Source organism: Microbispora sp. NPDC088329, assembly GCF_040685655.1.
Lineage (GTDB): Bacteria > Actinomycetota > Actinomycetes > Streptosporangiales > Streptosporangiaceae > Microbispora.
The window spans coordinates 19,107-39,439 of the sequence record NZ_JBFBIP010000018.1 but is presented as its reverse complement, the minus strand read 5'-3'; the positions used below and the strand labels follow the sequence as shown (position 1 = coordinate 39,439).

Below are 20,333 nucleotides of genomic sequence, written 5' to 3'. Positions count from 1 at the left end.
GGCTAAGTGACGCGACGTTGCCACATGACCGTCGCACTCGCCCTCGCCGCGCTGGCGATGGCGTCGTGCGCGAGGGAAGACAAGCAGGAGGGACCGCAGCCGCTGGCCCTCAAGGAGCAGGTGTCCTCGATCGTGCGCTCGGGGGCCGGATACGCGGTGACCTGGGCGGGGGTCCTGAACAACCCCAATCGCTGGCACTTCGGGGAGAACGCCGTCGCCGTGGTCACGGCCGTCGACGCGGCCGGCAAGGAGGTCGTCCACCTGGAGCAACCGCTGGACGCGGTGCCGCCCGGACGTCCGCTGGCCTTCGGCGGTCAGGTTCCGAGCGCCGCACAGCCGGTTCGCGTGAAGATCGACTACCGTCCCGCCTCGTGGCGGCCGATTCCGCGAATCCCGTCGGCGTTCCTCAAGTTCCCGATCTCGGACGTCCGCACCGACAAGCTGAAGGACGGGTCCTACCTCGTCACCGGCTACGTGCTGGACCCGTTCCGCAAGCCGGTCGGCGGCCTCGCCGTCACGGCCCTGCTGCGTGACGCGGCCGGCAAACTCGTCGGCGGGGCCACGTCGTACGTCGACAACGTACGGCCGGGCGCCAAGCGCAGGTTCGTCATCACCGTCGAGGGGGTGCGCGAGCCGGTCGGCGCGACCGACGTGCAGGCCACGACCTGGGGCTCGACCGCCAGGACGTACGAGGACCTGGCCCGGGCCGGAGCCGTTCCGCTGCACACGGTCGCACCGACGACCGAGCCGTTCGCCAAGGACCGCGGATATCCACCGCCTAACGATCGGCGCCAGTGAGCGGCCCACTGCCGATCTTGACAGGGCGGGCGGGTTACCGTAGCGAGATGGCCACCCCCAGGATCGTGCTGTTCGGAGCCACCGGCTTCACCGGCAGGCTCACCGCCGAGGCGCTCGCCGCGCGCGGGGCCCGGCCGCTGCTGGCCGGCCGGGACGAGACGCGGCTCACCGCCCTCGCCGACGCGCTGGGCGGTGACCTGCCCACCGCGGTCGCCGACGTCGGCCGCCCCGAGTCCGTACGGAAGATCGTGGGGCCGGGCGACGTGCTGATCTCGACCGTCGGCCCGTTCGTCCGGTGGGGGGAGGCCGCGGTCGCCGCCGCGACCGAGGCGGGCGCCGTCTATCTCGACAGCACCGGAGAGCCCACGTTCATCAAGCGGATCTTCCAGCGGTACGGCCCCGCGGCGGCGGCCCGGGGCGCCGCCCTGATCACCGCCTTCGGGTACGACTACGTGCCCGGCAACCTCGCCGCGGCCCTGGCGCTGGGCAAGGCCGGGCCGGGGGCCGTCCGCGTGGACGTCGGCTACTTCGTGGACGGCGCGATGGCGCGGCGCGCCAGCGGAGGGACCCGCGCCTCGGCGCTGGGCATGGTCCTCGACCCGATGTACGGCTTCCGCGAGGGCCGCATCGTCCCCGAGCACGGCCGCACCCGCAAGTTCCTCGTGGACGGCCACGTGCGGCACGGCCTGTCCATCGGCGCGTCCGAGCACTTCACGCTGCCGCCCGCGCACCCCGGCCTGCGCGAGGTCAACGTCTACCTCGGCTGGCTGGGCGCGCTGACCAGGGTCGCGGGCGTGCTGGCCAAGGCGACCCCCGTCATCGCCGCGCTGCCCGGCGTCCGGCGGGCCACCGAGGCGCTGGCCGACCGGGTGCTCCGTACGGGCGGCGCGCCCGCGGGGGAGAGCGTGTCGTCGCACGTCGTCGCCGAGGCGTACGACGGGGAAGGCCGCCGCCTGACCACCGTACGGCTCGCCGGAGGCGACCCGTACGAGTTCACGGCGGGCGTGCTGGCCTGGGCGGCGACGACGGCGCTGGCCGAGGGCGTGCACGGCACCGGCGCCCTGGGTCCTGTGGACGCCTTCGGGCTCGACGCGCTCACGCGAGGGTGCGCCGAGGCGGGAATGCGGGAATGACGGTGTCCGTACGGCGGGCCGGAATTTTCACGAATAATTATGTGATGGCTTGATTAATTCCGGCAAATCGACTGGATAGGGCGGCCATATAGTCACGCGACTTCGCCTGAATGGGTGGAGCGTGGAGTTACCGAGCATTTACGCTCCGTTATATGAATGATGGCGTCCTGGTCGAGGCGTTGCGGGCCCGGGATCCGGGAGCGCTGGCCGCCCTTTACGACACCTACGCGGAGAGCCTTTACCGATACTGCCGCACGTTGCTGGCCGGGCCCGACGCCGCCCAGGTCGCGCTGCGGGACACGCTGATCGCCGCGGAGGCCCTCGTCGGCTCGCTGGCCGATCCCGGCAGGTTCCGCCCCTGGCTCTACGCCCTGGCCCGGGGCGAGTGCATGCGCCGCCGTACGCCCAGACAGGAGGACGGGCCCGACGCCGGGCCCGACGCCGGGCCCGGCAACGGGCCGGCTCCCGTCGCGACCGTGCCCTTCCCCGGTCTCGCGGCCGACGGCGCCGAGGCCGACCTGCGCCTCGTCGCGAGCAGCGCGGTGGGGGCGCTGTCGGCCGAGGACCGGGAGGTGCTCGAACTGGCGGCCCGGCACGGGATGGCCGGCCAGGACCTGCCCGCCGTGCTCGGCACCGGCGAGCGGTACGCCGAGGCGCTTCTCGCCGCGGCCACGGAGCGTCTGCGGGAGACGGTGACCGCCGAGATCATGGCCAGGCGTGCCACCCACGACTGCGAGCGGGCGTCCCACATCCTCGCGGGGTTCGCCGGAGAGCTCACGCCGCAGGTGCGGGCCCAGCTCACCCGGCACATCGTGAGGTGCGAGACCTGTGGCCGCCAGCGCGTCCGGCAGATCTCCCCGGCCAAGGTGTTCGGCCTGCTTCCCCAGGTCGCCATGCCCGAGACGCTGCGAGTGCGGGTGCTCAGCAGCTTCATCGACCCCGAACTCGTCCCCTACCGGCGGTACGTCGCCAAGCGGGTGGGCAGGTTGACCGCCGCGGGTTTCCCGAGGGCGGGCCGCCGCGAGGGCAGGCTGGCGCAGGCGGTGGCGGGCGCCGTGGCCGCCCTGGCGGCGGTGGCGACGATCGCGCTCGTGTTCGCCCAGTTCGCCGGGGACCTGCGTGAGCAGGCCGCGGACACCATCGCCCCGCTCCGGCTGCCCACTGCGGAGGCCCCGGCCAGTCCGTCCGGTTCGGCCGAGGGCGGCGTGTCGCCGGAGGGGTCGGAGGACGAGACCGGCGCGGCCGCCGGGCGCTCGCCCGCGCCTCCGGTCTCCGGGGACCTGGCCGAGCCGGCCGAGCCGGTCGCGCCGGTGCTGACCGCGAGGCCGGTGGCCCTGCCGCGTCCGGCGCCCCTGCCGGCTCCCGTGCCCCCCTCCGCCTGGCGGCCGCACCGTCCCGCGCCGCACGGCAGGCCGTCCGGACACCCCACCGGCGCGTCGTCCCCTTCCCCGCATGGTCCGGGCGCCTCGCCGTCAGGACCGACGCCCGTGCCCACCACGACCCCCGGGACTCCCGGCACTCCGGGCACCCCGGGCACTCCGGGCACTCCCGGCACGGAGCCGGGCTCCGGTGGCCCGGGTTCCGGCGGCCCCGGCTCGGGCCGGCCGCCCTGGGGCGGGCCGCCGCCGGCCCACTGGCCGGGACACCGTCCGCCCTGGCGTGACCACCAGCACCACCCCCGTTTCCACCCGGAGTGGCCGCCGGCTCCCGTGCCTCCCCACAGGCCCTTCCCCGTGCCGTCCCACAGGCCTTCTCGCGACCACGGCGGACCCTCGGCCGTTCCGCCCGGGCGCGGCGGGCGCGGCGGCGGACAGGGCCGCGGCCTCAGCGGCGAGCACGGCGGCGGACAGGGCCGCGGCCTCAGCGGCGAGCACGGCGGCGGACAGGGCCGCGGGCTCGGCGGCGGACACGAGGCCCGGCATGGCGAGGGCGGCGAGCACGCGCAAGGCGTCGAGAGCGACCGACGCGCACAAGGCGGTCCCGCTGGCGGCCGGTCCCGGTACGCCCGGCCCGGCGGCGTCGATCGCGAACGCCCCGGCCGGCCGGAAGGCCGCTCAGACGCCCCCGTGGGTGGCGGCCCTGCCCCGGCCGAAAGACTGCATAGCGGTCCTTTCGGACAACGGCCCGCCTCTTTCCCTGCCTTATCGGGACGACCCACCACATAGGTTGATTACTGGGCGTAGCTTAAATGTGTACGGAGAGTAGTCGGCGGGAAGTGAGGGGAGTGGAGCAGGGAAGGGGAAGGAATTGCCACTCCTCAGAGCATCGGGGCTGGTCGCCGGGCTCGGGTCAAGTCTCGTCCTGACCTTCGGAGCCCCGGCGGGTGCCGATCCGAAGCCGTCGGCCAAGGATGTCGCCAAGGCGCGGCAGCAGGTGCAGGAGCGCGTACGGGAACTGGGCAGGGCCGAGGCCGATCTCGCGGCCGCGCAGGCTCGCAGGGAGTCGCTCGGCACCGAGGCGGAGCGGCTCGTGGAGGCCTACAACGGGCAACTCGTCCAGCTTGAGCAGGCACGCGCCGCCTACGAGCAGTCGGCGCGGCGGGCGCGTCAGGCGGCCGGTCAGGTCGACCGGCTGCGCGGAGAGGTGGCGGCGAGGGTGGCCGAAGGCTACAGCGGGCTGCGGCTGTCACCGTCCACCGCGGCCATGCTCGGCGGTCTAAGCGACATGCACGGCTTCCTGCGAAGAGCCAGCGTGCTGACGCAGCTCGGCGACGAACAGACCGCCGCGCTGCAACGACTGAAAGACGCGCAACAGGTCTTCGAAATCCTCCGAGAACAGGCGGCCCGCGCCTATTCGGACCAGTCACGCAGCGCCGACGAGGTGCGAGGGGCGAGGGACGCGGCGCAGCGGGCCGTCGAGGAACAGCTCGAACAGACCAAGCGGATCGAGCAGGAGAAAGCGGATATCTCCAAACGGCTTGAGGCCGCCCGCGACCGCGTCGACGAGCTGAGACAGGCGAGGCACAAGGCCAGGCAGGCGGCCCTCCCCGCCCGCGGAGGTCTCGCGGCGCCGGCCTGGACCGGCCGGCTAGGGTCGGGACCGGGTGAGACGGCCGCCCAGTGGGCGCTCAAACAGATCGGCAAGCCATACGTGTGGGCCGCCGCCGGCCCGTCGGGGTTCGACTGCTCGGGGCTGACGATGCGGGCCTGGCAGCGGGCCGGAGTGTCACTCGATCACTGGACCGGCACGCAGTGGACCTCGGGACGGCACGTCCCGCTCAAGGAACTGCGCACCGGCGACCTCATCTTCTACGGCCAGTTGAGCCGCAATCCCGGCAGCATCCATCATGTGGGCATCTACATCGGGCGCGGCATGATGGTCCACGCCCCCCAGACGGGGGACGTGGTGCGCATCTCGCCCATCTGGCGCCACGATCTGGTCGGCGCCACCCGGCCCGGGTGATCAGGGCTCGTGATCAGTGCTCCTGGTGCTCGGTCTCCTCGAATCGCTTGATGCTCGCGACGATCTCGGCCTCGGCCTCGACGCGCCCGACCCAGTTGGCGCCCTCGACCGACTTGCCGGGCTCCAGGTCCTTGTAGACCTCGAAGAAGTGCTGAATCTCCAGCCGGTCGAACTCCGCGACGTGGTGGATGTCACGGATGTGCTCCATCCGCGGATCGGTCGCCGGGACGCACAGGACCTTGTCGTCACCGCCCTTCTCGTCGGTCATCCGGAACATCCCGACCGCACGGCAGCTGATCAGACAGCCGGGAAAAGTCGGCTCCTGGAGCAGTACGAGCGCGTCGAGCGGGTCGCCGTCCTCGCCGAGGGTGTTCTCGATGAACCCGTAGTCGGCGGGGTACTGGGTGGACGTGAAAAGCAGGCGATCCAGACGTATGCGGCCGGTCTTGTGGTCAACCTCGTACTTGTTCCGTTGCCCCTTGGGAATCTCAACGACAACGTCGAACTCCACTCGTTCCTCCGCATGAGTCCCCGGTCTCCCGGGCTGGCGTTAATGTCTCGTAGGCGTGTTCAAGGTCGGCGCGAAATGAGGGCGTAGTGGTGCGACGTGAGCGGTGGATGGTGGTGGCCACCCTCGCCCTGCTGCAGATCTTCGTCGTCCTCGCGGGCACTTATGTGATCGCCCATGACGCCGACAGGACCCCGGCTCCGGTCGCGTCTCCGAAGCCGACCCCGGTCCCCCTGGTGACCGCGGGTCCGGTTCTGGCCGCGGCGGGGGACGGGGCTCTTCCCGCCAAGGGTACTTTGGCCACCCGGCTCACCGCTGCGATGGGTGACCCGGCTCTCGGCGGCAGCGTGGCCGGGATCGTGCTCGACGTCTCGACGGGAACGCCGATATTCGACGGCCGGTCGGGCACTCCCATCACCCCGGCCTCGACCACCAAGGTCGTCACCGCGATGACGGTGCTGGCCACCGTCGGGCCGGACGCCCGCCTGGCCACCCGGGTCGTACGGGGGAGCACCTCCGGATCGATCGTCCTGGTCGGGGGCGGCGACCCGACCCTGGCCGGCCCGGCCACGAGCGCCGCGGAGCAGAAGGAGATCTACCCGCGGCCCGCGTCGCTCGCCCGGCTCGCGTCGAGCACGGCCGGGGCGCTCAAGGCAGCCAAGATCACGTCGGTGGACCTGTCGTACGACACCTCTTTGTTCACAGGGCCGCGTACGGCGCCGGGCTGGAAGCCGACGTACATCCCGGAGGGCAGCGTCGCCCCGGTGGCCGCGCTCATGATGGACGAGGGCCGGGCGCGGAACGGCGCCCGCTACCCGGACCCCGCGCGGGCCACCGCCGACGCGTTCGCCACGCTGCTCAGAAAGAACGGAATAAAGGTGGGCAAGGAGGTCGGCTCGGCCAAGGCGGCGCCCACCGCACCGGAGCTGGCCCGGGTGGAGTCCGGCCCGATCTACGCGCTCGTGGAGCGGATGCTCACGCACAGCGACAACGACCTCGCCGAGGCGCTCGCCCGCCAGTCCGCCATCAAGGCGGGGCTGCCGCACACCTTCGAGGGCGTGCCCGCGGCGGTCCGGCGTGCGCTCACCCGCCTGGGCGCGGCCGACGGCGTGGAGGTTCACGACGGCAGTGGGCTGTCCACGAAGAACCGGATCACGCCGACGGCCCTCGCCCGCATCCTGGCCGTGGCGGCGTCCCCCGCCCACCCGGAGCTGCACTCGCTGATCAGCGGCCTGCCGGTCGCCGGTTTCACGGGAACTCTGCACAATCGTTACGCGAAGTCCGATTCCAAGGCCGGCGCCGGATTGGTACGCGCGAAGACGGGCACTTTGAACGGGGTGAACACCCTGGCGGGCATCGCGTACACGACCGACGGCCGGTTGCTGACCTTCGCGTTCATGGCCGACCAGGTGGCCAATCCGCCCGAGGCGATCGCCGCCCTCGACAAGATGGCCACGATCGTCTCCCAGAGCTGACTGTGCTGAATTACGCCTGCATGCGCGGCGAGAGGGCGAAGAACGTACGGTGGTGGGTATGCAGGTGATCGACTGGGATCTGGCCGTCGCGACCGGAGTGCGCCTCGTGCGGCCCGGCCCTCAGGTGAGCCGCGAGGAGGCCAGGCAGGCGGTCCTCGAACTGCGGCGGCTGTCGCGGGACGCCGAGGGGCACGTGCGGGAGTTCACCCGCATCGACTCGGCGACGCCCGAGGCGGCGACCGTGGTCGATCGCCCCGGGTGGATCCGCGCCAACGTCGACGGTTTCCGTGTGGTGCTCGAGCCGCTGACGCAGAAGATGTCGAACATGCCGGCGGTCGTCGGCGCGGTCGGCTCGCGTATCACCGGGCTCGAGGTCGGCGCGGTGCTGGCCTTCCTCGCCTCCCGGGTGCTGGGGCAGTACGAGCTGTTCCTCCCGCCCGACCCCTCGGGCAACGCCCCGACGGGCCGCCTGACGCTGGTGGCGCCCAACATCGTGCACGCCGAGCGCGAGCTGGGCGTGGATCCTCGTGACTTCCGCCTGTGGGTGTGCCTGCACGAGGAGACGCACCGGGTGCAGTTCACGGGCGTCCCCTGGCTCAGGGAGTACGTCCGCAGCCAGATGACCGAGTTCCTCCTCGCGTCCGAGATGGACCTGGCGACCCTGCTTGAGCGCCTGCGCGCCGCCTCCGACGCCGTGGCCGACGCGTTCAGGGGCGGCGAGGGCAACCTCATCGAGGCCATCCAGACGCCCGAGCAGAAGGCCGTCCTCGACCGCGTGACCGCCGTGATGACGCTGGTGGAGGGACACGGCGACTACGTCATGGACGCGGTGGGCCCGTCCGTGGTGCCGTCGGTCGCCGAGATCCGGGCCAAGTTCCAGCGCCGCCGCGAGGGCGGTTCGCGCTTCGACCAGCTCGTCCGCCGCCTGCTCGGCATCGAGCTGAAGATGAAGCAGTATGCCGAGGGCTCCCATTTCGTGCGCACCGTCGTGGACGAGGCCGGCATGGAGTCGTTCAACAAGGTCTGGACCTCGCCGGAAACCCTGCCCGACCGCGAGGAGATCACCAACCCGCACGCCTGGATGTCCCGCGTCCTCACCTCCACCTGACCGGGGCGTTACCCGGCCCACGAGCGGCACCGCCACAATGGCCGCATGGGCCCGCATCCCGCCGTCGCCGACGTCCGACGTGCCGTACGGCTGTCGCTCGCGGATCTCGCCGCCAAAAAGGGAACGCTCGTCCTCGTGGCCTGCAGCGGCGGCGCCGACTCGCTGGCGCTGGCCGCGGCCACCGGCTTCGCGGCCCCGCGCCTCGGCCTGCGCGCCGGGCTGCTGACCGTCGACCACGGCCTCCAGGAGGGCTCGGCCGAGCGGGCCCGCGACGTCGTACGGCTCGCGCCCGCCCTCGGTCTCGACCCGGCCGAGGCGCTGACCGTCACGGTCGGCACGGCCGGGGGTCCCGAGGCCGCGGCGCGGGAGGCCCGCTACGCCGCGCTGTCCACCGCGGCCGGCCGGCTGGGCGCGGCGGCGGTCCTGCTCGGCCACACCCGCGACGACCAGGCGGAGACCGTGCTGCTGCGCCTGGCCCGCGGCAGCGGCACCCGGTCCCTGTCCGGCATGGCGGAGGTCTCCGGGATCTATCGGCGGCCGCTCCTGGGGCTCGGCCGCCCGCGGACCAGGCAGGCGTGCGAGGCCCTCGGCCTGCGGCCCTGGGACGACCCGCACAACGACGATCCGGCGTACACCAGGGTCCGGGTGCGCCACGACGCACTGCCGGCCCTGGAGGCCGCGCTGGGGCCGGGGATCGCCGAGGCGCTCGCCCGTACGGCGCGGCTGTGCCGGGACGACGCCGACGCTCTGGACGTGTGGGCGGACGCCGTCCACGCGAAGTCGCGGGGCCCCGCCGGGGAGTTGGACGTGTCCGTGCTGGCGGACGTGCCGGGGGCGGTGCGGCGGCGGGTCATCCAGCGGGCGGCCGTCGAGGCGGGGGCGAACGCCGCCGCGCTCGCGGCGGTGCACATCGAGGCGGTCGAGCGGCTGGTGACCGGCTGGCATGGGCAGAAGGGGGTGGGCCTACCCGGGGGGGTAGGGGTGGTCAGGCGCTGTGGCACCCTTGTCTTCGCCGTGGACAACCTCTCGCTCGCGTAAGGAAACCCCAGGTGGACGCAGCCGACATGGGCAAGGATCTCTCCGCAGTCCTCATCTCGGAGCAGGAGCTACAGGAGAAGATCAAGGAACTGGCGGGCCAGATCGACGCCGACTACGCCGGCAAGGAACTGTTGATCGTCGGCGTGCTCAAGGGGGCGGTCATGGTCATGGCCGACCTCGCACGCGCGCTGCACGTGCCCGTGCAGATGGATTGGATGGCCGTTTCCTCGTACGGCGCGGGGACCAAGTCCTCCGGCGTCGTGCGGGTGCTGAAAGATCTCGACACCGACATCGCGGGCCGGCACGTGCTCGTGGTCGAGGACATCATCGACTCCGGGCTGACCCTTTCGTGGCTGCTGAACAACTTGAAGTCGCGCAACCCGGCGTCCGTGGAGATCTGCACCCTGCTGCGCAAGCCGGACGCGGTCAAGGTCGAGATGGACGTCCGCTACGTCGGTTTCGACATCCCCAACGAGTTCGTCATCGGGTTCGGTCTCGATTACGCGGAGAGGTATCGCAACCTGCCGTTCATCGGGACTCTTGCGCCTCATGTGTACGGGGGAGAGTAAGCCCTTAGCGAAGTGACCCTCGAATCGTGCGTTATTGGGCGCCAGGTCGGGGAACACGGGGCTGGCTGACGTACGTTGGAAAGGCAAAGCCGGAGCCGCTCGGGCAGTTACCCGACGCGGCCGCCGGGTGTACCTTCGGATATCCGTGGGAGGCCGCTGAGGCGGGCCCGCGGTAGTCAGAAGGAGCGGTAAGGGATGCCGCGACCCCGGGATTTCCCGGGGCAGGCCTTGGTCAGGAAGGGACGGGCCCGCCGGGGTTCCGCAACGGATGGATCTCAAGCGATTTACACGTGGCCCACTGCTGTGGATCCTGGGCATCGTATTGCTTCTCCTGCTCGTCACCACGATGTTCGGCGGGGACGGCAACTACACCACCGCCGACACTTCAACGGTCGTCCAGCAGATCCAGCAGGGCAATGTCAAGAACGGCGTGGTCGTCGACAAGGACCAGCGCGTCGAGCTGACGCTGAACAAGCCGATCGACGTCAACGGCAAGCAGGTCACCCGGATACAGGCCCCCTGGGTCGAGGGCCAGGGCGTCGAGTTCACCCAGGCGCTTCAGCAGGCCAAGCCCTCCGGGGGCTGGACCGTCGAGGTGCCGCAGCAGAACTTCCTCGTCAGCCTGCTGGTCAGCTTCCTGCCGATCATCGTCGTCGTCCTGTTCTTCCTGTTCATCATGAACCAGATGCAGGGCGGCGGCTCCCGCGTCATGAACTTCGGCAAGTCGCGGGCGAAGCTGATCACCAAGGACACCCCGAAGACGACCTTCGCCGACGTCGCGGGGGCCGACGAGGCGATCGAGGAGCTCCAGGAGATCAAGGAGTTCCTCCAGGCCCCGGCCAAGTTCCAGGCCATCGGCGCCAAGATCCCCAAGGGCGTTCTGCTGTACGGCCCGCCCGGCACCGGCAAGACCCTGCTCGCCCGCGCCGTCGCGGGTGAGGCGGGCGTGCCGTTCTACTCGATCTCCGGTTCCGACTTCGTCGAGATGTTCGTCGGCGTCGGCGCCTCCCGCGTCCGCGACCTGTTCGAGCAGGCCAAGGCGAACGCTCCGGCGATCATCTTCATCGACGAGATCGACGCCGTCGGCCGGCACCGCGGTGCGGGCCTGGGCGGCGGCCACGACGAGCGTGAGCAGACGCTGAACCAGCTCCTCGTCGAGATGGACGGCTTCGACGTCAAGGGCGGCGTGATCCTCATCGCCGCCACCAACCGCCCCGACATCCTCGACCCCGCCCTGCTGCGTCCCGGCCGCTTCGACCGGCAGGTCGTCATCGACCGGCCCGACCTCGAGGGCCGCAAGGGCATCCTGCGCGTCCACGGCCGCGGCAAGCCGTTCGCGCAGGACGTCGACCTCGACGTGATCGCCCGCAGGACCCCCGGCTTCACCGGCGCCGACCTCGCCAACGTGATCAACGAGGCGGCCCTGCTGACCGCCCGGCAGGACCAGAAGCTCATCACGATGGCGATCCTGGAGGAGTCGATCGACCGCGTGATGGCCGGCCCCGAGCGCAAGTCCCGGGTCATGTCGGACCAGGAGAAGAAGATCATCGCCTACCACGAGGGCGGTCACGCCCTGGTGGCCCACGCGCTGCCCAACTCCGACCCGGTCCACAAGATCACGATTCTGTCCCGCGGCCGCGCCCTCGGTTACACGATGACGCTGCCGATGGAGGACAAGTTCCTCGCGACCCGGTCCGAGATGATGGACCAGCTCGCCATGCTGCTCGGTGGCCGCACGGCTGAGGAGCTCGTCTTCCACGAGCCCACCACCGGCGCGTCCAACGACATCGAGAAGGCGACCTCCATCGCCCGCCGGATGGTCACCGAGTACGGCATGAGCGAGCGGCTCGGCGCCCGCAAGTTCGGCAGCGGCAACGGCGAGGTCTTCCTCGGCCGTGAGATGGGCCACGAGCGCGACTACTCCGAGCAGATCGCCTCGGCGATCGACGAGGAGGTCCGCCGCCTCATCGAGAGCGCGCACGACCAGGCGTGGGAGATCCTCGTCCAGTACCGCGACGTGCTCGACAACCTCGTGCTCGAACTGATGGAGAAGGAGACGCTCTCGCGGGAGCAGGTCCTCGAGATCTTCTCGCCGGTCGTGCCCAAGGAGAAGCGTCCTTCCTACGCCGGGTACGGCAAGCGCCTGCCGTCCGACCGCCCGCCGGTCATCACTCCCAAGGAGCGCGCCAACGGCAACGGCCAGGCGCTGCCCGCCGGCGGTGCCGGCTCGACGCCCTGGGCCAACGACCAGTCGGCGCAGCGGGACGAGGCCTGACCGTGGCCGAACCTCACGTGGCGGCCTCGCATCCCGGTTTCGACCACGACCGGATCGAGAAGGCGGTCCGGGAGATCCTGTACGCGATCGGGGAGGACCCCGATCGCGACGGGCTCCGGGACACCCCGGCTCGGGTCGCCCGCGCGTTCGCGGAGCAGTTCGCGGGGTTGGGCCAGCGGCCCGAGGACGCGCTGACCACGATGTTCGACGCGGACCACGACGAGATGGTGCTCGTCAAGGACATCGAAGTGATGTCCACCTGCGAGCACCATCTGCTTCCCTTCCACGGCGTGGCCCACATCGGCTACACCCCGAACGACAAGGGACGCATCACCGGCCTGTCCAAGCTGGCCAGGCTGGTGGACGTCTACGCGCGCAGGCCGCAGGTCCAGGAGCGGATGACCTCTCAGATCGCCGACGGCCTGATGCAGGTGCTGGAGCCGCGCGGGGTGATCGTGGTCATCGAGGCCGAGCACATGTGCATGACCATGCGCGGCGTGCGCAAGCCCGGTGCCAAGACGATCACGTCGGCCGTCCGGGGCGACTTCCGCACCAGCGAGGCGACCAGGGCCGAGGCCATGTCGCTGATCCTGCGCGGCTGAGCGCGGGCGACGGCGGTTGGGACGGCGCTCCTGTCCGAAGGGCATTCCCGCCTCGCGATGCACCGCTCCGGACACCGCGACGTGCGGGCGAACCTTGTCGGTCACGGCACTAGTCTTGACCCCATGACCGCAGCGAGTGTGCCCGGTATGCCCGAGTCTGGGCGCTGCCTGGTCATGGGCGTGGTCAACGTGACCCCCGACTCCTTCTCCGACGGCGGGCAGTGGTTCGACGCCGACGTCGCGATCAGGCATGGCCTCGACATGGTGGCCGAGGGCGCCGACATCGTGGACGTGGGCGGCGAGTCCACCCGTCCCGGCGCGGCGCGGGTCCCGCTGGAGGAAGAGCTCCGCCGCGTCGAGCCGGTGATCCGCGCGCTCAGCCAGGAGGGCGTGACGGTCAGCGTCGACACCATGCGCGCGGAGGTGGCGGAGGCGGCCGTCGCGGCCGGGGCGAAGCTCGTCAACGACGTGAGCGGCGGGCTGGCCGACCCGGCGATGCCGCGGGTCGTGGCGGCGACCGGCGTGCCGTACGTCGTGATGCACTGGCGCGGGCACAGCCGCGACATGGACAGCCGGGCCGTCTACGGCGACGTCGTGACCGAGGTGGCGGAGGAACTGCGCAAGCGGGTCGACTCCGTGCTGGCCGAGGGCGTGCGGGAGGAGCAGATCGTGCTCGACCCCGGCCTCGGGTTCTCCAAGAACGCCGAGCACAACTGGGCCCTGCTGGCCGGCATCGACGAGCTGAGCCGCCTCGGCCGCCCCTTGCTGATCGCGGCGTCGAGGAAGCGCTTCCTCGGCCGCCTGCTGGCGGGGCCGGACGGCGAGCCCCGGCCGTTGGACGGCAGGGAAGACGCCACGCTCGCCGTCACCGCGCTCGCGGCACGGGCCGGCGCGTGGTGCGTGCGGGTGCACCGCGTGGGGCCGAACGCCGACGCGGTGCGAGTGGCCGCCGCGTGGAGGGCGGCAGCCGTACGACACGCTGACGAGAGCCGGTGACGACATGCCGACGGGAACGCCGATGAAGGACATCGAGGAGCTCAATCAGGCGTTCTACAACGCCATCGAGAGCGGCGACCTCGACATGATGTCGGAGATCTGGATCGAGGACGTGCCGGGACGCCCGGCCATGTGCGTGCACCCCGGCTGGCCCATGCTGACCGGGCGGTCGGAGGTGCTGCGCTCGTGGGCGCTCATCATGGCCAACACGCCGTACATCCAGTTCGTGCTGACCGACGTGCAGACGACCGTGCTCGGGGACGTCGCCGTGGTCACCTGCGCGGAGAACATCCTCACGGCGGCCGACACCGACGAGCCGGGCTTCGCGGCCGGCCGGGTCGTCGCCTCCAGCACGTACGTGCGGACCGGAAGCGGGTGGCGGCTGTGGCTCTACCACGGCTCACCGGTCCTCCAAAGTGACGACGACGACGAGGAGGAGCAGGAGCCTTGACCCGGGACGCGGTGCGACTGACCGGGCTGCGGGCCCGCGGCAGGCACGGCTGCCTGCCCGCCGAGCGTGAGCTGGGCCAGGAGTTCGTGGTCGACGTGACCCTGCGGTTCGACACCGCACCCGCGGCGGCGGCCGACGATCTGACCCTCACCGTGGACTACGGCGCCCTGGCGGCCGAACTCGTCCGCATCGTGGAGGGCGAGCCGGTCAACCTCATCGAGACCCTCGCCGAGCGGCTGGCGGAGGCCTGCCTGGCCCACGGGCTGGTCGAGGAGGCGGAGGTCAGCGTGCACAAACCGGCGGCGCCCATCCCGCTGCCGTTCGACGACGTGGTGGTGACGATCAGAAGGGGGCGCGCATGAGGGTCGTGATCGCACTCGGCAGCAACCTCGGCCGCCGTATCGAGAACCTCCAGGGAGCCGTCGACTCGCTGTTCGACGCCCCCGGGCTCACCTTCGTGGCGGTGTCGCCGGTCTATGAGACCGATCCGGTCGGCGGCCCGGAGCAGGGGCCGTACCTGAACGCCGTGGTGATCGCCGAGAGCATGCTCGACCCTCGCACGCTGCTCGACCGGGCGCAGAGCGTCGAGACCGCCTTCGGCCGTGAGCGCAAGGAGCGGTGGGGCCCGCGAACGCTCGACGTGGACCTCATCGCGGTGGGCACCCTCATGTCCGACAACCCCGAGCTCACGCTCCCGCACCCCCGGGCGCACGAGCGGGCGTTCGTCCTGGTCCCGTGGGCGCAGGCGGACCCGGCGGCGGTGTTGCCCGGACGCGGGTCGGTGGCGGCCCTGCTGGCCGACATGGACCAGAGCGGGGTGCGGCTGCGCTCCGACCTCGTGCTCGAACCCCCGGTCTGATCGACGAGGAGTCCCCGCGTGAAGCCCAGCAATCCCGGCGTGATCGTCGGTCTGGTGGTCGTGTTCGCCCTGCTCACCTGGGGCCTGCTGCGGCAGTTCTACTCCGTGGTGCCGACCCTGCCGTGGACCGCCATCCCCACCACGCTGCTGCTGGCGATCGGCGAGGCGTACACGGGCTGGCTGACCCGGGCGAGGATCCTGCGCCGCCCGGGCACCAAGCCCGTCGAGCCGCTGGCCGTCGCCCGCCTGGCCGCGCTGGCCAAGGCCACCGCGTACGCCGGAGCGGTGTTCGGCGGCATCTTCGCCGGGTTCGTGGTGCGCGTGCTCGACCTGCTCGATCTCGAGAAGCCCCGCCAGGACGCGTTGGTCGGAGGCGGGTCGTTCGTGGCCTGCGTGATCCTGATCTGCGCGGCGCTGGTCTTGGAGCACTGCTGCCGGGTGCCCGGCAAACCGTCCGGGGAGAGCTAGAGCACCGGCCATGTCACGCCGCGGCCGGCGGCGATGGTGGTCCACCGTTCACGCGGCGGGCGAACAGCCGGGCGCTTGATGGTGTTCGACTTCACGGCACCGACCGCTGCTGGAATCGCGCCCTGTCCCAAGAGGCTCCAAGACACTCCAAGAGGAACGTAAGCCGCCGCCGCCAGGATTGCCGCGTCGGTTACGAGCACGGATTTGGAGTGACATGAGGAAGAACGGCAAAGCAGCGCGCGGTGCGTTGTTGTCGGTCGGCGTGGCGGCCGGTCTGCTCGTCGGCAGTGGAACGATGGCGGCCGTCTCCGCCGCAGTGGACGGCGGGGAGATCATGGCCTGTGCGGGCGCGGACAACGTGCTGCGCCTGGCCCCGAGCCCTTCCCCCTCTGCCACCTGCGCCGAAGGGGAGAAACCGGTCTCCTGGAACGCCGTCGGGCCGCAGGGTCCGGCGGGCCCTCCCGGTCCCGGAGCCGGCGAGACCTACCAATCCGTGCCGCGATCGGCCCTCCGCATCGACGTCAGTGGTAACACGCGTCCCGCACCGGCTACGGCTGCGGTGCTCAACCTGCCGGCGGGCGCATACGTGTTCAATGTCGACCTGAGCGTCAGCCAGCTGCCGTCCGAGGAGCAGGAGAGTTTGTTCGATGCCGAATGCGCCCTGGAGCTTGCCTCCGGCCTCACGCTTCCTCACCCGGTCTTCGTCGAGGTGACCGCGGGCCGGCGGGAGCCGATGTCCTTCACCAGGGCGTTCACCCTCAAGAGCCCGACCACGGTCTCCTTGAAGTGCTCGGCGCAGCGCAGGGGCGGGGACAGCGACTTCACGGTGATCCTCGACCGGCACTACCTGACGGCGACCCGCGTCTCCAGCGTCACCCAGACCGTCTCGCCCGCCAACTGAAGCGCCGGTCAGGTAACCCGGGGCTGGTTTGTGATACCTCTTCCTGATCGCGTTGATCGGGGTCAGGAAGAGGCCCGTGGTTCATGCGCGACGGCACGATCGCGCTGGTGCGGGGGTGGCCAGGGACGGTTGCATGACCGGTGCTCTGGTCACTTGTCGATGTCGCCGACCACGAAGAACATCGAGCCGAGGATCGCGATCATGTCGGCGACCAGGGTGCCCGGCAGCATCTCGCGCAGCACCTGGATGTTGTTGTAGGAGGCGCTGCGCAGCTTGAGCCGCCACGGCGTCTTCTCGCCCCGCGACACGAGGTAGTAGCCGTTCAGGCCGAGCGGGTTCTCCGTCCAGGCGTACGTGTGCCCCTCGGGCGCCTTCAGCACCTTCGGCAGCCGCTGGTTGATCGGCCCCGGCGGTAGGTGCCGCAGGCGCTCGACGCAGGCGTCGGCCAGTTCGAGGGAGACCTTGACCTGTTCGAGCAGCACCTGGAACCGGGCCTGACAGTCCCCGGCCGACCTGGTGACGACCTTCACCGGCAGCTCGCCGTACGCGAGGTAGGGCTCGTCGCGCCGCAGGTCGAAGTCGACGCCCGAGGCCCGCGCGATCGGGCCGCTCACGCCGTACTGCATGATCGTCTCGCGGTCGAGCACCCCGACGCCGCGGGTGCGCGCCAGGAAGATCTCGTTGCCGGCGATCAGCTCCTCGATGTCGGGCAGCCGCCGCCGCACGGCCGCCACGGCGGCGGTGACGCGGTCGAGCCAGCCCAGGGGCAGCTCCTCCTTCAGCCCGCCCACCCGGTTGAACATGTAATGCATGCGGCCGCCGGAGATCTCCTCCATGACGTGCTGCAGGGTCTCCCGCTCGCGGAAGGCGTAGAAGACCGGCGTGATCGCACCGAGCTCCAGGGGATAGCTGCCGAGGAACATCAGGTGGCTGAGCACGCGGTTGAGCTCGGCCAGCAGCGTCCTGGCCCACACCGCCCTGGGCGGGGGCTGCATGCCCAGCATGCGCTCGACCGCGAGCACGACGCCCAGCTCGTTGGCGAACGCCGACAGCCAGTCGTGCCGGTTGGCGAGCACGATGATCTGCCGGTAGTCGCGCACCTCGAACAGCTTCTCCGCGCCGCGGTGCATGTAGCCGACGATCGGCTCGGCGGCCGTGATGCGCTCGCCGTCGAGGACGAGCCGCAGCCGCAGCACGCCGTGGGTGGAGGGGTGTTGCGGGCCGATGTTGAGGATCATGTCCTCGGTGGCCAGCTCCCTCGGCTCGACGGCGTCGGCTCCCGCGCCGATCCCCACGATGCGTTCCCGGTGCGCGCCCTCCTGCTCGCTCGTCATGCCGTCCATGCTTTCACGCTCATCACGTGGGAGCGAAGACGGCGAAGGCATCAGACGAACTCGACCACCGTCTCGTGTCGACGGCAGCCTGCTGCTCGGCTGGGCAGGCCCCTCCGCTGCGCCTTCCCGTCAGCGAGAAGCCGACGGATGCCGCTTGATCGGGGATCTCATGGGCGAGACCCCCGACCTGACTTCGCTTCTTCAGGCGGCGGCGATCGCGCGTAGCGCCTCGACGAGGCGGTCGACGTGTTCCGTGGTCGTGCCGATGCCGATCGAGGCGCGTACGGCGCTCACCGTGCCGTCCGCGCAGCCGCCGTCCTCCCCGCCACCGTGCTCTCCGCCGCCGAGGAGGTGACGGACGAACGGGTGGGCGCAGAACTTGCCGTCCCTGACGCCGACGCCCCACTCGGCCGACAGCGCCTCGGCGACCTCGCGGGCCGTGCGGCCCTCGACGGCGAACGACACGATGCCGACGCGCGGGTGGTCCTGACCCCACAGCGACAGCTCGCGTACGCCGGGGATCGCGGCGAGCCCGGCGCGCAGGCGGGCGAGCAGCCGCTCCTCCTCCCGCACCAGCGCGGCCCAGCCGGTCGCGGTCAGCGCGTCGCAGGAGGCGGCGAGCGCGATCGCGCCGAGCACGTTGGGGGTGCCGGCCTCGTGCCGTGTCTCGGGGTCGTCGCTCCACTCGGTGGTCTCGCCCACGGCCCGTACGGCTCCGCCGCCGCGCAGATACGGATCGGCCGCGGCGAGCCAGTCGGAGCGGCCCACGAGCACCCCGGCGCCGAACGGGGCGTAGAGCTTGTGGCCGGAGAACGCCACATAGTCGAGGTCGAGCGCGGCGAGGTTGAGCCCGCGGTGGGGGACGAACTGGGCCGCGTCCACGGCGATCCGCGCACCGTGCCGGTGGGCGATGTGGGCCAGCCCGGCGATCGGCCACAGCTCGCCCGTGACGTTGGAGGCGGCGGTCACGACGAGCAGGGCCGGGCCCTCGATCGCGGCCAGCGCCTCGTCGGCCGCCCGGATCGCCTCGCCGGGGAAGGCGGGCGGCGCGAGCCGTACGGCGTCGGGCCACGGTAGCAGCGAGGCGTGGTGCTCGGTCTCGAACACGACGACGGTGGTGCCCTCGGGGAGGCTGCGGGCCAGCAGGTTCATGGCGTCGGTCGTGTTGCGCACGAAGACCAGCGCGTCATCGGGGCGGGCGCCGACGAAGGCCCGCACGGTGTGCCTGGCCTGCTCATACCTGGCCGTCGTGAGCTGCGAGGCGTAGCCCGCACCCCGGTGGACGCTGGAGTAGGCCGGCAGCGCCGCCGCGACGGCGGCGTTCACCGGCTCGAGACAGGGCGCGCTCGCCGCGTAGTCGAGGTTCGCGTACGGCACGAGCCTGCCGCCCCTGACGGGCACCTCCAGGTCGGCGCCCACGACGGCGGGCAGGCGCACGGAGGCGACATCGGGCTCGGAGATGCGGTCGACGGGCTGCTGGACGAAGGTGAGTGCGGACAACGCCATGCCTCCTGGGGTCGGGGACCCCGGCCATGGCATCGGAAGGCGGAGCCCGCGCTTGCCCGGCACACCTCGTGCCAGGCCCGGTCCTCACCCGGGGCACCCCGCCGCGAGCGCGAGGGTTGCCGGCCAGCAAGCCGGGGCTTGACGCTGGCACTCATGACCTGGACGGCACTATAACCCGGCACCGCCCCCCGCCCGCAAGTGCGGACGACTCAGGCGAAGTCAGCCGTTGTCGACCGTGACACCGAGGATGTGGGCGAACATCGGCGCGAGTTCCATCAGCTGGACGCCGCTGATGGTCGCGCCGTGCAGCGCGTCGTAACCGTCGGAGATGCCCAGGGACACGGCGCCGCGCAGGTCGACCCGGGACATGCGCGCCTTGTCGAACCGCACCCGTTCCAGCGTGGAGCCGGGAAAGGAGACACCGGTCAGCGTGGCGCCCATGAAGTCCACGTCGCGCAGCGTGCACTCGACGAACGAGACCTCACGGAGCTCGGCCGCGCGGAGGTTGACCGAGTCGAGCTTGCACCGATGGAAGGCCACGTGGTTCATCGCGGCCCCGGGCAGCGCCGTACCGGCCGGGGAGCTCGAGATGATCTCCGCGTCCGTCCAGGTGGACTCGGTCAGGTCACCGCCCACCCAGCGCACGCCGCTCAGCCAGACGTCGGAGAACCGGGTGCGCCGATAACGGCCGCCGGTGAAGGTGACCGAGGTGAACGCCGATTCGATGAATCGGGCATTGGAAGCGTCGGCGTCGTCGAACTCCTGCCCGTCGAACAGGACCGTGTCGTAGTCGCCGCCCTGGGCGAGACGGCCCTCGAACGGCTCGAGGTGATCGGCGTAGGGCAACTCGGTGAGTTCGCGGGGCTCTCTGCGGTGCTGTTCGCGGGGCTTCGGCATCGTCTCAACCTAG

General features: G+C 71.3%; 20 protein-coding genes and 1 riboswitch. Of the genes, 16 read left to right on the top strand and 4 right to left on the bottom strand.

The features are described from left to right. Positions 1–24: 24 nt before the first annotated feature. The 4 genes from AB0O28_RS28430 to AB0O28_RS28415 all read left to right on the top strand — a co-directional run bounded on the left by AB0O28_RS28430 (position 25) and on the right by AB0O28_RS28415 (position 5,333). Positions 25–798 (top strand): FxLYD domain-containing protein, encoded by a 774-nt coding sequence (locus AB0O28_RS28430; RefSeq protein WP_363645376.1) that lies wholly within the window; start codon positions 25–27, stop codon positions 796–798. Positions 799–845: 47 nt separating this feature from the next. Further along, on the top strand, positions 846–1,931 hold the full coding sequence (locus AB0O28_RS28425) for a saccharopine dehydrogenase (RefSeq protein WP_363645374.1): 1,086 nt from the start codon (positions 846–848) through the stop codon (positions 1,929–1,931). Between the two features lie 152 nt (positions 1,932–2,083). Next, a complete protein-coding gene (locus tag AB0O28_RS28420; protein WP_363645372.1) occupies positions 2,084–4,096 on the top strand; it encodes an RNA polymerase sigma factor in 2,013 nt (670 codons plus the stop codon). Between the two features lie 82 nt (positions 4,097–4,178). Next, positions 4,179–5,333, top strand: coding sequence for an NlpC/P60 family protein (locus AB0O28_RS28415; RefSeq protein WP_363645370.1), 1,155 nt, complete (start codon positions 4,179–4,181; stop codon positions 5,331–5,333). Positions 5,334–5,346: 13 nt separating this feature from the next. Here the strand turns inward: AB0O28_RS28415 and AB0O28_RS28410 are convergent, their stop codons facing one another. Continuing rightward, positions 5,347–5,844, bottom strand: coding sequence for an inorganic diphosphatase (locus AB0O28_RS28410; protein WP_363645368.1), 498 nt, complete (start codon positions 5,842–5,844; stop codon positions 5,347–5,349). 86 nt (positions 5,845–5,930) lie between these two features. Here AB0O28_RS28410 and dacB point away from each other — a divergent pair, with 86 nt between their 5' ends. From dacB to AB0O28_RS28350, 12 genes are all read left to right on the top strand, one after another. After that, the gene (gene dacB / locus AB0O28_RS28405) at positions 5,931–7,316 is read left to right on the top strand and encodes a D-alanyl-D-alanine carboxypeptidase/D-alanyl-D-alanine-endopeptidase (RefSeq protein ID WP_363645366.1); all 1,386 of its coding nucleotides are present in this window, start codon (positions 5,931–5,933) and stop codon (positions 7,314–7,316) included. Positions 7,317–7,374: 58 nt separating this feature from the next. Next, on the top strand, positions 7,375–8,424 hold the full coding sequence (locus tag AB0O28_RS28400; protein ID WP_363645364.1) for a zinc-dependent metalloprotease: 1,050 nt from the start codon (positions 7,375–7,377) through the stop codon (positions 8,422–8,424). A 45-nt stretch (positions 8,425–8,469) separates the two neighbouring features. After that, complete coding sequence (tilS, locus tag AB0O28_RS28395; protein ID WP_363645362.1) at positions 8,470–9,462, top strand: tRNA lysidine(34) synthetase TilS; 993 nt, start codon at positions 8,470–8,472, stop codon at positions 9,460–9,462. Positions 9,463–9,473: 11 nt separating this feature from the next. Further along, a complete protein-coding gene (gene hpt, locus AB0O28_RS28390; protein ID WP_363645360.1) occupies positions 9,474–10,031 on the top strand; it encodes a hypoxanthine phosphoribosyltransferase in 558 nt (185 codons plus the stop codon). Positions 10,032–10,299: 268 nt separating this feature from the next. After that, a complete protein-coding gene (gene ftsH / locus AB0O28_RS28385; RefSeq protein WP_363645358.1) occupies positions 10,300–12,306 on the top strand; it encodes an ATP-dependent zinc metalloprotease FtsH in 2,007 nt (668 codons plus the stop codon). 2 nt (positions 12,307–12,308) lie between these two features. Then, complete coding sequence (gene folE, locus AB0O28_RS28380; RefSeq protein ID WP_363645356.1) at positions 12,309–12,908, top strand: GTP cyclohydrolase I FolE; 600 nt, start codon at positions 12,309–12,311, stop codon at positions 12,906–12,908. Positions 12,909–13,031: 123 nt separating this feature from the next. Further along, entirely contained in the window at positions 13,032–13,904 is an 873-nt protein-coding gene (gene folP / locus AB0O28_RS28375) for a dihydropteroate synthase (RefSeq protein WP_363645354.1), read from the top strand. 4 nt (positions 13,905–13,908) lie between these two features. Beyond that, positions 13,909–14,355 carry a nuclear transport factor 2 family protein gene (locus AB0O28_RS28370; RefSeq protein ID WP_363645352.1) on the top strand — a complete coding sequence of 149 codons (447 nt, stop codon included), beginning with the start codon at positions 13,909–13,911 and terminating at the stop codon, positions 14,353–14,355. Beyond that, complete coding sequence (gene folB / locus AB0O28_RS28365; protein WP_363645350.1) at positions 14,352–14,717, top strand: dihydroneopterin aldolase; 366 nt, start codon at positions 14,352–14,354, stop codon at positions 14,715–14,717. Before AB0O28_RS28370 ends, folB begins: the two co-directional genes overlap by 4 nt. After that, positions 14,714–15,214: a 2-amino-4-hydroxy-6-hydroxymethyldihydropteridine diphosphokinase gene (gene folK / locus AB0O28_RS28360; protein ID WP_363645348.1), complete on the top strand. Its 501-nt coding sequence runs from the start codon at positions 14,714–14,716 to the stop codon at positions 15,212–15,214. Before folB ends, folK begins: the two co-directional genes overlap by 4 nt. A gap of 18 nt (positions 15,215–15,232) precedes the next feature. Next, a complete protein-coding gene (locus AB0O28_RS28355) occupies positions 15,233–15,682 on the top strand; it encodes a DUF3180 domain-containing protein (protein WP_363645346.1) in 450 nt (149 codons plus the stop codon). A 214-nt stretch (positions 15,683–15,896) separates the two neighbouring features. Further along, positions 15,897–16,583 (top strand): hypothetical protein, encoded by a 687-nt coding sequence (locus AB0O28_RS28350; RefSeq protein ID WP_363645344.1) that lies wholly within the window; start codon positions 15,897–15,899, stop codon positions 16,581–16,583. A 149-nt stretch (positions 16,584–16,732) separates the two neighbouring features. On the opposite strand, the gene AB0O28_RS28345 is transcribed toward AB0O28_RS28350, so the two are convergent. The 3 genes from AB0O28_RS28345 to AB0O28_RS28335 form a co-directional block, all read right to left on the bottom strand. Beyond that, positions 16,733–17,917 carry an NADH-quinone oxidoreductase subunit D gene (locus AB0O28_RS28345; RefSeq protein ID WP_363645614.1) on the bottom strand — a complete coding sequence of 395 codons (1,185 nt, stop codon included), beginning with the start codon at positions 17,915–17,917 and terminating at the stop codon, positions 16,733–16,735. Between the two features lie 201 nt (positions 17,918–18,118). Further along, positions 18,119–19,423, bottom strand: a complete 1,305-nt coding sequence (locus AB0O28_RS28340) for an aminotransferase class V-fold PLP-dependent enzyme (protein WP_363645342.1) — start codon at positions 19,421–19,423, stop codon at positions 18,119–18,121. Between the two features lie 43 nt (positions 19,424–19,466). Further along, positions 19,467–19,582: riboswitch (SAM riboswitch) on the bottom strand. A 60-nt stretch (positions 19,583–19,642) separates the two neighbouring features. Beyond that, on the bottom strand, positions 19,643–20,320 hold the full coding sequence (locus AB0O28_RS28335; RefSeq protein ID WP_363645340.1) for a pentapeptide repeat-containing protein: 678 nt from the start codon (positions 20,318–20,320) through the stop codon (positions 19,643–19,645). Positions 20,321–20,333 lie beyond the last annotated feature (13 nt).

Excerpts from the sequence above, each read along its gene's own strand:
- AB0O28_RS28430 (WP_363645376.1), top strand. The coding sequence starts at position 25 with ATGACCGTCGCACTCGCCCTCGCCGCGCTGGCGATGGCGTCGTGCGCG.
- AB0O28_RS28425 (WP_363645374.1), top strand. The coding sequence starts at position 846 with ATGGCCACCCCCAGGATCGTGCTGTTCGGAGCCACCGGCTTCACCGGC.
- AB0O28_RS28420 (WP_363645372.1), top strand. The coding sequence starts at position 2,084 with ATGAATGATGGCGTCCTGGTCGAGGCGTTGCGGGCCCGGGATCCGGGA.
- AB0O28_RS28400 (WP_363645364.1), top strand. The coding sequence starts at position 7,375 with ATGCAGGTGATCGACTGGGATCTGGCCGTCGCGACCGGAGTGCGCCTC.
- tilS (WP_363645362.1), top strand. The coding sequence starts at position 8,470 with ATGGGCCCGCATCCCGCCGTCGCCGACGTCCGACGTGCCGTACGGCTG.
- ftsH (WP_363645358.1), top strand. The coding sequence starts at position 10,300 with ATGGATCTCAAGCGATTTACACGTGGCCCACTGCTGTGGATCCTGGGC.
- folP (WP_363645354.1), top strand. The coding sequence starts at position 13,032 with ATGACCGCAGCGAGTGTGCCCGGTATGCCCGAGTCTGGGCGCTGCCTG.
- AB0O28_RS28370 (WP_363645352.1), top strand. The coding sequence starts at position 13,909 with ATGCCGACGGGAACGCCGATGAAGGACATCGAGGAGCTCAATCAGGCG.
- folK (WP_363645348.1), top strand. The coding sequence starts at position 14,714 with ATGAGGGTCGTGATCGCACTCGGCAGCAACCTCGGCCGCCGTATCGAG.
- AB0O28_RS28350 (WP_363645344.1), top strand. The coding sequence starts at position 15,897 with ATGAGGAAGAACGGCAAAGCAGCGCGCGGTGCGTTGTTGTCGGTCGGC.
- AB0O28_RS28345 (WP_363645614.1), bottom strand. The coding sequence starts at position 17,917 with ATGACGAGCGAGCAGGAGGGCGCGCACCGGGAACGCATCGTGGGGATC.
- AB0O28_RS28340 (WP_363645342.1), bottom strand. The coding sequence starts at position 19,423 with ATGGCGTTGTCCGCACTCACCTTCGTCCAGCAGCCCGTCGACCGCATC.
- AB0O28_RS28335 (WP_363645340.1), bottom strand. The coding sequence starts at position 20,320 with ATGCCGAAGCCCCGCGAACAGCACCGCAGAGAGCCCCGCGAACTCACC.